Source organism: Streptomyces gardneri, assembly GCF_006539185.1.
Taxonomy (GTDB): domain Bacteria; phylum Actinomycetota; class Actinomycetes; order Streptomycetales; family Streptomycetaceae; genus Streptomyces; species Streptomyces gardneri.
The window spans coordinates 121461-133136 of sequence record NZ_BJMN01000001.1 but is presented as its reverse complement, the minus strand read 5'-3'; the positions used below and the strand labels follow the sequence as shown (position 1 = coordinate 133136).

The following is an 11676-nucleotide window of genomic DNA, read 5'->3' as shown; positions in this document are numbered from 1 at the left end:
GTCAGGGACTGAGCTCCCGTCAGGGGCTGAACGAGAGGAACACGAAGGCGGCGAAGATCGCGAGATGGACGCCGCCCTGGAGGAGGGTGGCCCGTCCGGGCACCACGGTCAGCGCGCTCACCACGCCGGTGAGGACGAGCAGGACCATGTGGAGCGGTCCGAGACCGAGGACCAGGGGCCCGGACAGCCAGATCGAGGCGAGCGCGATCGCCGGAATCGTCAGGCCGATGCTGGCGATCGCGGAGCCGTAGGCGAGGTTGAGGCTGGTCTGCATGCGGTCGCGACGGGCCGCGCGGACGGCGGCGAGGGTCTCGGGCAGCAGCACCATCAGGGCGATGACGACACCGACGACCGCCTTGGGCAGACCTGCCGACTGGACGCCGTCCTCGATCGTCGGCGAGATCAGCTTGGCGTTGCCGACGACGGCGACGAGGGCGACCACGAGGAGCCCGAGGCTGGTCCAGGCATCGCGCCGGGTCGGCGGGTCCGCGTGGTCGTCCTCCGAGTCATGGCCGGGACGCGGTACGGGGAGGAAGTAATCCCGGTGCCGCACGGTCTGGACACCGACGAACACGCCGTACAGGCAGAGTGAGGCGACTGCGGCGAAGGCGAGCTGGGCGGAGGAGAACTCGGGGCCCGGGTGGCTGGTGGTGAAGGTCGGCAGGACCAGCGTCATCGTGGCCAGGGTGCAGACGGTGGCGAGCGCGCCGCCGGAGCCCTCGGCGTTGAAGACGGCGACGCGGTTGCGGAGCGCGCCGACGAGGAGGGAGAGACCGACGATGCCGTTGCAGGTGATCATGACGGCGGCGAAGACGGTGTCGCGCGCGTAGGTCGAGGTCTTCTCGCCGCCTCCCACCATCAGCGAGACGATGAGTCCGACCTCGATGACGGTGACGGCCACGGCGAGGACGAGCGAGCCGTACGGTTCGCCCACCCGGTGGGCGATGACCTCGGCGTGGTGGACCGCGGCGAGGACGGCCGCGATCAGGCAGAGCGCGATGAACGCGACGGCGAAGCCCGGCAGGTCGCGCCCCCAGGCCGCGACAAGCGCAAGCGCGGCCACCACCGGCCCCCAGGTGGTCCACTGTCGTGTCAATGACGCCGTGCTCGAACTCATGATCCGCATCCTGCCACAAAGGGGGCTTTCGCCCGGTTCGGTCAATCCAGGGGGTCGCTGAGGGCGCGCTCGTAGGCGGTGAGGGTCTCCAGGAACATCCGCCGCTGCGCCGGGTCGAGCGGGGCGAGGGCCGCGCGCCAGGCACCGGCGCTGCGGCCGAGCCAGCCGTCGATGGCGGCGCTGTGCGCCGGCGCGATGGAGACGATCTTGCGCCTCCGGTCGGCGGGGTCCTCGGCCCGTTCCAGTACGCCCTTCTTCGCCAGGTCCCCGACCATCAGGCTCACGGTCGTGGGGGCGACCTCCAGCCGGGCGGCGAGCTCGTTGACGCTCAGCGCCCCGTCGAAGAGGAGATAGGCGAGCAAGGAGAGATGGCGGGGCGCGAGCGTGAGCGTCTGCAGCTCGTCGGGAATTCTGATGCGCTTCGCCCGCGAGACCATCCGAGGCATGAGCAGCAGCAACGTGCGCACGGCCTCGTCGATTTCCGGCCCGTCGGCGGCCTCGTCCCCCTCGTGTGCGATTGACACCCTGCACCCTCCCTTTTAGCTTTGCTTTCAAAGCAAATAGATCTGTCGGAATCGATGCTACCGGAAGGCACAGCCATGCCCGATTTCAACCAGCAGGTCATCGAGGAGTTCCGCGCCAACGGCGGCCGGGTGGGCGGGATGTTCGAGGGCGCGGCCCTGCTCCTGCTCACCACGACGGGAGCCCGGAGCGGGCGGCCGCACACCACACCGGCCGTGTACATACACGACGGGGCACGGCTGTTGGTCTTCGCCTCGAACGCCGGCGGACCGAAGCACCCGGCCTGGTTCCACAACCTCAGCGCCGACCCGCACGTGACCGTCGAGATCGGCACCCCTGCGGGGACCGTCGAGCGCTTCGTCGCGACGGCGGTGGTGACGGAGGGCGAGGAGCGGGACCGGCTGTACGCGGAGCAGGCGTCCCGCGACCCGGGATTCGCCGCCTACCAGGCGGCCACGGACAGGATCATCCCGGTCGTCGCCCTGCACCGCCTGGACCTCGGGGACCCGGAGCGGCACCGGGCGATCGCCGCCCACCTGGTCAAGGTCCATGCCGAACTGCGCGCCGAACTGACGGCGTTACGGGAGGGGCTGGGCTCCGCGGCGACGGAGGCGGAGGGCCCGGCGGTACGGGACACCCCGACCCTCGGACGACAGCTCGCCCGCCACTGCCTGACCTTCTGCGGCGCGCTGCACGCCCACCACCACAACGAGGACAGCGTCTTCGACCTCCTGGAGCGCGAGTTCCCGGAGCTGTCCGACGCGCTGAACCGGATGCGCGAGGAGCACAAGGTGGTCGCCCGCACGGTGGAGGAACTGGAGGCGCTCCTCACCTCGGGGGCCGCACCGGCGACGCTCCGCGCCGAGGTGGACCGGCTGGCGACCCGGTTGGAGGAGCACTTCACGTACGAGGAGGCGCAGTTGCTGCCGGCACTCACTCGCACGCGGGCCGTACCCGGGACGTAGCCCCGCCCGCCCGGGGGCGGGGTGAGCCACGGCCGCGGGTCAGTGAGCCTGGTTGCGGGCAGGCGCCTCGGCGGCGGCCTTCAGGTCCCGCAGCCACGCTTCGAGGCCCTCACGGAGAAGCATGTTCGCGGTGGGAACGTCCGCTTCGGCCTGGGGGCCGGTGTGGGTCTCCTCGGTGCTGACCCGTACACCTCCCTTGACCGGGGTGAAGTTCCATACGTGGACGCCGTCGATGCGCAGCCCTTCGCCGATCGCCGGGCCGGTCCAGCGGATGCACGCGTGGTGCTTGATCTGCCGCACGGTCGAGGTGATGTCCAGGCTGGTGGCGGGGATCGAGGGAAGGGGCGGGATCGGCATCGTCCACCGGAAGGCCGAACCCCTGCGGAGGGGGCCGTGACCGAGACGCTCCACGGACTCGACGGGGGCCTGCCAGGACGGCCAGCGCTCCACGTCGGTCTGGAGCTTCCAGATGGTGCGCAGCGGGGCGTCGATCACGATCTCGGTCCGGTGGCGGACGAGGGCGTCGGGGACGACGCCCTCGCCGCGGCAGGTGAGGGAGGCGGGCGCGACGCCGACGGCGGGCACGGCGGGCGCCGCGGGAGCGGCGGCGGCGCCGAGGAGGCCGAGGACGACCGGGGCGGTGACTAAGGCTGCGCGAATGCCGGACATGGAGTCTCCTCTGACGATGCCTGGAAGTTAAATGCTCTCGCTTTTGAACGGGTGAGCGGACCGAACGGACCGAACGGACTGAGCGGACCGGCGACCCCGGGGAAGCGCGGTCAGAGCACCGCGGACCGCTGTCCCGTAGTTGCTGTGACCCCGTCCGTCGGAGGAGCCGCGAGTGCTCCCCGCACGAATCGCAGTGAGTACAGGCCGACGAAGAAGGCCGCCACGGCGACGAGTACGTACAGCGCCCACTTGGTCCACTGGTCCGCGGCCGCCGACACGACCAGCACCACGATGGTCGCCAGCTGGCCGAACACGCCGAACAGCGTGGCGTAGGCGGCGACCACGAGGCCCCAGCCGTGGGCGACGGGCTTGAAGCTCCTGGTGACCTTCCCCTTCTCGTCCTTCTGCTCCGGCCACCCCCAGTAGCACGACGCGGAGTAGATGATGGGGGCGAAGAGGATCAGCCCGCCGAAAAGGAGATTCATCCCGAGGAACCGGCCGAGGTCGACGCCCGGCAGCCAGTCCGTCAGGAATCCGGTGGTGCTCAGGATCGTGCCGACGACCGCTCCCAGCGCGGTGATGTTCGTCAGCCAGCTGTCCTTGACCGACCAGGGTGAGTCGATGTCCAGCGGCGCCCTCTCCCAGTCGTCCCGCGGCTTGCCGAAGAACGTGGCCGGCACGGCCATCAGGAGACAGACGAGGAGAGCGAGAACGGCGGCGGTCAGGAGCGCGGCGGTGTACTTCGGCTCATGCTCGGCTCCCCGGGTGAGAGTGAACCTCGTCGTCGTCGGAGGGGTGTTCGCCGCCGAGACGACCAGGGTGCCCTCCCGGCCCACGCATTGCTCGGGCACCACCAGGTCGATGACCACGGCTCTGGCCTCGTTGCCGCCGAGTGCCCTCGCCCGGCCGGTCTCCGAGGCCGTGACGGCGCCGGTCCGGGTGCAGACCTCGTCGTGCTCGCCTCCTGTGGCGTCGAGGTAGGCCGCGATCACCGGGGTCACGCGCGTCGGCGAGGTATTGGAGATCACGAGGGGCAGAGGTCCGTGGAGGTGGTCGCGTCTGCCGTGGTCGTCCAGCTCGACCTTCGCCGACTCCGGTCCCGTGATCGAGAGTTCCCCGTCGGCCGCCGAGGCCGGGAGGGCCGTCAGCATGCCGAGCGCCAGGGCCGCGGCGCCCAGGACGCCGGCCGTGAGGCAACGCCCGGATCGCGACGGGGAGTAAAGGAGATGTGTCATCACGTCGTGCACTAAAGCGACCGGCCGTCCGTCACGCCCAGGAAAACGCCGAGGCGATGGTCAACGGCTCCGAAATCACCCCCGATCGGTGGCTCGCCACGACTCAAGAAACGATCCTGCACCGCCGCCTCGGCCGACCGGCCCGTGCACTTTGTGGGCGGGCCGGCGGCCGCGCCGCCGGCCCGCCCGGGAAGGACCTCCGCCTGCCGCAGACGTTCACAGCGGGCGCTCGCGCCCCTCCCAGTACGGGTCGCGCAGGCGGCGCTTGTAGAGCTTGCCGTTGGGGTCGCGGGGCATGGTGGTGACGAAGTCGACCGTCTTGGGGCGCTTGAAGCCGGCCAGGCGGTCGCCGCAGTGGGCCAGGATCTCGTCGGCGAGCGCGGGGCCGGGTTCGTGCCCCTCGGCCGCCTCGACGACCGCCTTGACCTCCTCGCCCCAGTCGGCGTGCGGGATGCCGAAGGCGGCGGCGTCCGCGACGGCCGGGTGGGTGAGGAGGGCTGCCTCGATCTCGGCCGGGTAGATGTTGACCCCGCCCGAGATGATCATGTCGATCTTGCGGTCGCGGAGGAAGAGGTAGCCGTCCGCGTCGAGGACGCCGAGGTCGCCGACGGTGAAGAAGTCGCCGATGCGGTTCTTCGCCGTCTTCGCCTCGTCCTTGTGGTACTGGAAGCCGCCGGTGTTCATCTTCAGGTAGACGGTGCCCACTTCACCGGGGGGCAGCCGCTTCCCGTCGTCGTCGAAGACGGCGAGTTCGCTGATCGGCCAGGCCCTGCCGACCGTGCCGGGCTTCTTCAGCCACTCCTCGGCGGTGGCGAAGGCTCCGCCGCCCTCGCTGGCCGCGTAGTACTCCTCCACGCTCCGGCCCCACCACTCGATCATCGCCCGCTTGACGTGCTCGGGGCAGGGCGCGGCGCCGTGGATGGCGTGGCGCATCGAGGAGACGTCGTACCGCTCGCGCACGTCCGCGGGGAGCGAGAGCAGCCGGTGGAACTGGGTGGGGACCATGTGGGTGTGGGTGCAGGCGTACCGGTCGATGAGCCGCAGCATCTCCTCCGGCGTCCACCGGTCCATCAGGACGAGCGGGTGCCCGATGTGCAGGGCGGCGGAGGCGAACTGCAGGACGGCCGTGTGGTAGAGCGGGGAGCAGACCAGGTGGACGTTGCCGTCGCCGGGCCGGATGCCGAAGATGCCGAGGAAGCCGCCGAGCGGGGTCTCCTCGGGGAGCCTTCCGGGCAGGGGCCGGCGGATGCCACGGGGCCGTCCGGTGGTGCCGGAGGTGTAGTTCATGACCCAGCCGAGCGTGCGGTCTGCGGGTGCGGCGCCGTCCTGCCCGTCGAGGAGTTCGGCGTACGGGCGGAAGCCGGGGACCGTGCCGACGGCGTAGCGGTGGCTGGGGGCGAGCCCGGCCTCGTCGGCGGCGAGGGTCACTGCCTCGGCGAACCGCTCGTGGGCCAGCAGGACCTTGGCGCCGGAGTCGGCGACGATCCAGGCGATCTCGGGGCCGACGAAGTGGTGGTTGACGGGGACCAGGTAGAACCCGGCCTGGGTGGCGGCGAGATGGGCCGTGAAGAACTCCGGGCCGTTGGGCAGGACGACGGCGAAGGCATCGCCGCGCTCCAGACCGGCGGCGCGCAGCCCGTGGACGAGCCGGTTGGCCTCGGTGTGGAGGCGGCCGGCGGTCCACTCCTCGCCGTCGGGGGCGACGAGGACCGTACGGCCGGGGTCGGCGGCGGCCTGGGCCCAGAAGCCGGCGGGGCCGGGGGCGCCCGGGGTGGTGGGGCCGGGGGTGGTGGACCGGTTCATTCGGCGCTCCGTCCCGCGATGCGGTTGATGCGGTCGACTGCCTTCTCGAAGCCCCGGGTGAGCTCGTCGACGACCTGTTGGACGCTGCGCTCGGAGTTCATCCGGCCGACGATCTGACCGACGGGCGTGCCGAGGAGCGGATCGACCTCGTACTTCTGGATACGGGAGACGGCCTCGGCCACCAGGAGTCCCTGGAGCGGCATGGGGAGCGGGCCGGGGCCGGCCGGGTCGTCCCAGGCGTCGGTCCACTCGGTGCGGAGCTGGCGCGCGGGCTTGCCGGTCAGGGCGCGGGAGCGGACGGTGTCGCCGGAGCCCGCGGCGAGGAGCTTGGCGGTCAGGGCGCGCGAGTGCAGGTCGGCCTCGGTGGTGGTGAGCCAGATCGAGCCGAGCCAGACGCCCTGGGCGCCGAGGGCCAGACCGGCGGCGATCTGCTCTCCGCTGCCGATGCCGCCGGCGGCGAGCACGGGCAGCGGGGACACGGCCTCGACGACCTCGGGGGTGAGGACCATGGACGCGATCTCTCCGGTGTGGCCGCCCGCCTCGTATCCCTGGGCGACGACGACGTCGATGCCGGCCTCGGCATGGTGGCGGGCGTGCCGGGCGCTGCCCGCGAGGGCGGCGACCAGGACGCCGTGGTCGTGGGCGCGGGCGACGACGTCCGGGGGCGGGGAGCCGAGGGCGTTGGCGAGGAGTTTGATCGGGTAGTCGAAGGCGACGTCGAGCTGGCCGCGGGCGACCTGCTCCATCCAGCCCGTGATGCGCCAGCCTGAGGCCTCGCCCTCGGCGAGTTCGGGCACGCCGTGTTTGGCGAGGGTCGCGCGGACGAACGCGCGGTGCTCCTCGGGGATCATGGCCTCGACGTCCGCCTCGCTGACGCCCTCCACTTTCTTCGCGGGCATCACGACGTCGAGGCCGTAGGGCAGCCCGTCCGTGTGTTCCTGCATCCAGTCGAGGTCGCGGGCGAGATCGTCGGGCGCGGTGTAGCGGACCGCGCCGAGAACTCCGAATCCGCCGGCTCTGGTGAGGGCGGCGGCCACCGCGGGGAAGGGCGTGAAGCCGAAGATGGCGTGCTCGATCCCCAGTGTGCGACTCAGCTCCGTCTTCATGGGCGGCAGGATGCCGCAGCCGCGCGACGGAGGGAAGAGATTTTCTGATGAAGCGTCAGATTCTTTTGTCGCCGGGCTGCCGCAGACGGGCACGTCGACGTTTCGTCGCGGCCCGCCGTGGGAGAGGGTGGGCATGACGGAGGATGCGGTACGAGACGGAGTTCTGAGCCGCCGCGCGTTCGGCGGCGGGGTGCTGGCACTGGGAGGTGCGGTGGTGATCGGTTCGGTGCCGGGGGCCACGGCGGCGCCGGGACCCGAGGGTGCGGGGCCCGAGCACGCGGGACCCGGGGGTCCGGGACTCGGGCGGGCGGCGCGGCGGACCACGCTGCGGCGGGGCTCGGCCGAGCGGGCCGGGCTGCTCCCGGCGCACCTGGACCGGCTGGTCACGGACGCCGAGGCCTTCCTCGCCCCCTCCCCCACGCACCCTTGGTACGCGGGGGCCGTGCTGCTCGCCGGGCGCGGCGGGACCGTCGCCCTGCACCGGCCGATCGGCTCGGCGGTGCGCTACTCCGCGTACGACGAGAAGACGGACACGGGAGTCGAGCTGCCGCCCGGGGAGCGGATCCCGATGACGGAGGACACGGTCTTCGACCTGGCGTCCGTCTCCAAGCTGTTCACCTCGATCCTGGCGGTGCAGCAGATCGAGCGCGGGGCCCTGGAGCTGGAGGCGAAGGTCACCGCGTACCTCCCCGAGTTCGGGGGCGGCGGGAAGCAGGACGTCACGGTACGTCAGCTGCTCACCCACACCTCGGGGTTCCGCTCCTGGATCCCGCTGTACCGGGAGCCGACCCGGGAGGGGAGGCTGCGGCTGCTGTGGGTCGAGAAGCCGGCGAACCCGCCGGGCTCCGCGTATCTGTACTCCGATCTGAATCTGATCTCGCTCCAGCTGATCCTGGAGGAGATCACCGCTCGCGGTCTCGACACCCTGCTCCACGACGAGATCACCGCTCCGCTCGGGATGCACCGCACTCGTTTCAACCCGCCGCTCTCGTGGCTGCCGGGGATCGCGGCGACCGAGGACGCCCGACGCCCCTGGTCGGGCCTTGACCGGGGCATGGTGCGGGGCGAGGTCCACGACGAGAACGCCTACGCCATGGGCGGGGTCGCCGGCCACGCCGGGGTGTTCTCGTGCGCCTGGGACCTCGCGATCCTGGCCCGCACCCTCCTCAACGGCGGGGCGTACGGCCGGGCCCGCATCCTCTCCCCCGAGTCCGTCGACCTGATGTTCACCGACTTCAACACCGCCTTCCCCGGCGACGAGCACGGCCTCGGCTTCGAGCTCAACCAGCACTGGTACATGGGCGCGATGGCCACCCCGCAAACGGCCGGGCACACCGGGTTCACCGGCACCAGCCTCGTCCTCGACCCGACGACCGACGCCTTCCTCATCGTCCTCGGCAACTCGGTCCATCCGGTGCGCTCATGGCGCTCCGGCTCGGCGCCCCGGGTCGCCGCGGGGAACCACCTGGCCCGCGCCGTTCCCGTCCGCCCCGCCCGGGGGCGTGCCTCCTGGTTCTCCGGCATGGCGAGCGCCACGACGGCCACCTTGACGCTCCCTCAGGTACCGGGCGCCGCACGGCTGGAGTGTGCGCTGTGGTGGGACACCGAGCCGGGCGCCGACGCGGTCGCCCTGGAGTCCTCGACCGACGGCGGCGCGACCTGGCAGCCGGTGCCCTTCGCCACCGACGGCCGGACCGAGCATCCGACGGGCACGGCCGGCGGCTGGTCCGGCCGCGTCTGGCACACCGTGTCCGCGCCCCTGACCACGGCGGACGCCCGCCTGCGCTGGCGGTACACGACGGACCAGCGGTACGTGGGACGGGGCGTGTACGTCGACGGGCTGCGGCTTCTCGACGGGACGGGGCTGCCGGTGTTCGACGAGGCACGGCCGGCGGACGGGGCGCGGATCGAGGTCAACGGCTGGACCAGGTCCGCCGATTGAGCTGTTGCTGACGATCCGTCGGGGCGAGCTGTGCGCAAGTGATCACATGAGGTAGCGTCCCCGCCGGGAGATCTCACCGGGGGGATGAGACGAACGCCGAGGCGAGCGTCTGTCGCGTCGCCCGTTCGCGGTGCCCTTCCGCTCCGCGGGAGCCGCCGCAACCGGCCCGCTGACGATCGCGGCACAACCGCGTCAAGGCCCAGCCGCCCCGTCGTCCGTCGCCTCCGCTTCGCTTTCGCATCCGTAACGAGGTATTCCTTCATGCTGCCCCTGTCCGAGCGCCGTCCACCCGGCGCTCGCCGCTTCGCGCTGTCCGCATGGCTGTGCGTGCTGTCCCTCGCGGTCCTGGCCGCCGTCGCCCTCGCGGTGACGCCGACCTCGCCCGCCGTCGCGTCGACGACCGCAACCACGGCCACACCGCCGCTCGCGACGCAGGTGTCCACGACGCCGTTCAAGGCGCGCGAGAACTACTACTGCACGCGCATACCCGCCGTCGTCACCAGCAGGACGGGCGCCCTCCTCGCCTTCGCCGAGGGCCGCACCCGGCTGGTGGCGACCGGCTGCAACGACGTCGGCGACAACGACCTCGTGCTCAAGCGGTCCCTCGACGGAGGCGCCACCTGGCAGGTCCTCCAGGTCGTCGTCGGCGGCTCCGACGAGCTCGCCCACGGCAACCCCGCGCCGGTCGTGGACGCGGTCACCGGCCGGATCACGCTCCTCTACTCCAGCAGCGACTGGAACCGTGACGCGAGCAAGCCCAGCCGCAAGGGCTACGAGCGCACGGTTCACGCCGTCCACAGCATGGACGGCGGCGTGACCTGGTCGGCGAGCGTGCCGCAGCCACAGCTCAAGGGCGCCGGCTGGGGCTGGGTCTCGACGGGCCCGGGTCACGGCATCCAGCTCAGTCGGGGGCAGCACCACGGCCGGCTGATCGTTCCCGGCGACCACACGGCCGGCGGTGACACGACCGCGGGCGGCCAGTTGTACTTCAGCGACGACGGCGGGCTCACCTGGGCGCTCGGCGCGACCTCCTCGGCGGGCAAGACCGGTGCGTACCCCGCCGAGCTGACGGTCGCCGAGACCGTCGACGGCGGCCTCTACGTCAACGCCCGCAACTCCGAGCCCACACGCTGCCGGACCAACGAGCACCGGCTGGAGACCGTCAGCACCGACGGCGGCGGCTCCTTCGCGGCCCCCTTCACCCCGGTGGCCAACCTGGACACCTCCCCGGTGTTCGGCTCGCTGCTGCGGCTGCACGCCGAGGACAAGGACGGGAAGCCCAACCGGCTGCTGTACTCGGGCGCCTCCCGGCTCGGCCCCAGCCCGCTGGAGGACCGGCGCGAGCTGGCCGTCCGCTCCTCGTACGACGAGGGCAAGACCTGGAAGACCGTCGGCACACTGGTCTCCGGCGCCCGCACCGGCTACTCGGACCTGACGGTGCTGCCGAACGGCTCCATCGGCGTCCTGTACGAGACGGCCGGCAACATCCCGCACGGCAACCTCGTCTTCACCGCCTTCACCGAGCAGGCCATGAAGGACTCCGAGACCGAGCTGCGCCGCCCGCGCACCGCCGACACCCGCGACAGGGCTCCCCAGGAGCCCGGCAACCACGCCGTCATCCACGGCGGGGCCCAGCTCGGCGAGCGCAACGGCGGCAAGGCCATGGAGTTCGACGGGACGGACGACTACCTGCGCCTCGTCTGCTCGCCGACCCTGCGGGTCGAGGACCAGGACTTCACCGTCACGGCCTGGTTCAAGCACGATGCCACGACGGGCACGCTGCCCATCATCTGGGCGTACGGCATGCCGGGCACCGACCCCCTGAAGAAGGGCCGGCACTTCTCGGTCCGGGCCGAGCCCGGCGCGGGCGTCCTGCGGGCCACCGTCGGCACGGACATCGGCTCCACCGAGGTGACGCTGCCGTCCGCCTACGGCAAGGACGTGTGGCACCACGTCGTGTTCAAGCGGCAGGGCCTGACCATCAGCCTCGCCGTGGACGGGGGGCCGGCGGCCACCGCGACCATGCCGGCGGGGACCTCGGCGACCGACCGGAACCTCACCCCCGCCGCCGAGTTCAACATCCACGTCGGTGCCCGGCCCGACTTCCCCAACCAGCCGGCCGGGGTGGCGGAGCTCTTCCGCGGCACCCTGGACGACGTGCGGCTCTTCGGGACCGCACTGACCGAGGCCGAGGCGGCCTCCGTCAAGGCGGGCTCCCTCGAGGTGGCGAAGGACAAGGAGAGGCTGCGCCTCGGCTTCAGCACCATCTGGTAGTCGGGCGGCCCCGGTCCGGTGGGCGTCACGCCCGCCGGACCGG

General features: G+C 71.9%; 9 protein-coding genes. 3 read left to right on the top strand and 6 right to left on the bottom strand.

The genetic code is table 11. The features are described from left to right. Positions 1-19 precede the first annotated feature (19 nt). On the bottom strand, positions 20-1117 hold the full coding sequence (locus SGA01_RS00525; RefSeq protein ID WP_141292320.1) for a calcium:cation antiporter: 1098 nt from the start codon (positions 1115-1117) through the stop codon (positions 20-22). A 41-nt stretch (positions 1118-1158) separates the two neighbouring features. After that, the gene (locus SGA01_RS00520) at positions 1159-1563 is read right to left on the bottom strand and encodes a MarR family winged helix-turn-helix transcriptional regulator (RefSeq protein ID WP_141292351.1); all 405 of its coding nucleotides are present in this window, start codon (positions 1561-1563) and stop codon (positions 1159-1161) included. 153 nt (positions 1564-1716) lie between these two features. Between SGA01_RS00520 and SGA01_RS00515 the strand changes: the two genes are divergently transcribed. Next, positions 1717-2604, top strand: coding sequence for a nitroreductase/quinone reductase family protein (locus SGA01_RS00515; protein ID WP_141292319.1), 888 nt, complete (start codon positions 1717-1719; stop codon positions 2602-2604). A 39-nt stretch (positions 2605-2643) separates the two neighbouring features. On the opposite strand, the gene SGA01_RS00510 is transcribed toward SGA01_RS00515, so the two are convergent. The 4 genes from SGA01_RS00510 to SGA01_RS00495 all read right to left on the bottom strand — a co-directional run bounded on the left by SGA01_RS00510 (position 2644) and on the right by SGA01_RS00495 (position 7417). Continuing rightward, complete coding sequence (locus tag SGA01_RS00510) at positions 2644-3273, bottom strand: SRPBCC family protein (protein ID WP_141292318.1); 630 nt, start codon at positions 3271-3273, stop codon at positions 2644-2646. 110 nt (positions 3274-3383) lie between these two features. Beyond that, on the bottom strand, positions 3384-4508 hold the full coding sequence (locus SGA01_RS00505; RefSeq protein WP_141292317.1) for a hypothetical protein: 1125 nt from the start codon (positions 4506-4508) through the stop codon (positions 3384-3386). A 216-nt stretch (positions 4509-4724) separates the two neighbouring features. Next, complete coding sequence (locus tag SGA01_RS00500; RefSeq protein WP_141292316.1) at positions 4725-6311, bottom strand: acyl-CoA synthetase; 1587 nt, start codon at positions 6309-6311, stop codon at positions 4725-4727. Beyond that, positions 6308-7417 carry an NAD(P)H-dependent flavin oxidoreductase gene (locus tag SGA01_RS00495; protein WP_055645155.1) on the bottom strand — a complete coding sequence of 370 codons (1110 nt, stop codon included), beginning with the start codon at positions 7415-7417 and terminating at the stop codon, positions 6308-6310. The genes SGA01_RS00500 and SGA01_RS00495 overlap by 4 nt, the downstream gene beginning before the upstream one ends. A gap of 133 nt (positions 7418-7550) precedes the next feature. On the opposite strand from SGA01_RS00495, the gene SGA01_RS00490 reads away from it, so the two are divergent. After that, positions 7551-9359, top strand: coding sequence for a serine hydrolase domain-containing protein (locus SGA01_RS00490; protein ID WP_141292315.1), 1809 nt, complete (start codon positions 7551-7553; stop codon positions 9357-9359). 261 nt (positions 9360-9620) lie between these two features. Beyond that, entirely contained in the window at positions 9621-11633 is a 2013-nt protein-coding gene (locus tag SGA01_RS00485; RefSeq protein ID WP_141292314.1) for a sialidase family protein, read from the top strand. Positions 11634-11676: the final 43 nt, after the last annotated feature.

Excerpts from the sequence above, each read along its gene's own strand:
- SGA01_RS00525 (WP_141292320.1), bottom strand. The coding sequence starts at position 1,117 with ATGAGTTCGAGCACGGCGTCATTGACACGACAGTGGACCACCTGGGGG.
- SGA01_RS00520 (WP_141292351.1), bottom strand. The coding sequence starts at position 1,563 with ATGCCTCGGATGGTCTCGCGGGCGAAGCGCATCAGAATTCCCGACGAG.
- SGA01_RS00515 (WP_141292319.1), top strand. The coding sequence starts at position 1,717 with ATGCCCGATTTCAACCAGCAGGTCATCGAGGAGTTCCGCGCCAACGGC.
- SGA01_RS00510 (WP_141292318.1), bottom strand. The coding sequence starts at position 3,273 with ATGTCCGGCATTCGCGCAGCCTTAGTCACCGCCCCGGTCGTCCTCGGC.
- SGA01_RS00505 (WP_141292317.1), bottom strand. The coding sequence starts at position 4,508 with ATGACACATCTCCTTTACTCCCCGTCGCGATCCGGGCGTTGCCTCACG.
- SGA01_RS00500 (WP_141292316.1), bottom strand. The coding sequence starts at position 6,311 with ATGAACCGGTCCACCACCCCCGGCCCCACCACCCCGGGCGCCCCCGGC.
- SGA01_RS00495 (WP_055645155.1), bottom strand. The coding sequence starts at position 7,417 with ATGAAGACGGAGCTGAGTCGCACACTGGGGATCGAGCACGCCATCTTC.
- SGA01_RS00490 (WP_141292315.1), top strand. The coding sequence starts at position 7,551 with ATGACGGAGGATGCGGTACGAGACGGAGTTCTGAGCCGCCGCGCGTTC.
- SGA01_RS00485 (WP_141292314.1), top strand. The coding sequence starts at position 9,621 with ATGCTGCCCCTGTCCGAGCGCCGTCCACCCGGCGCTCGCCGCTTCGCG.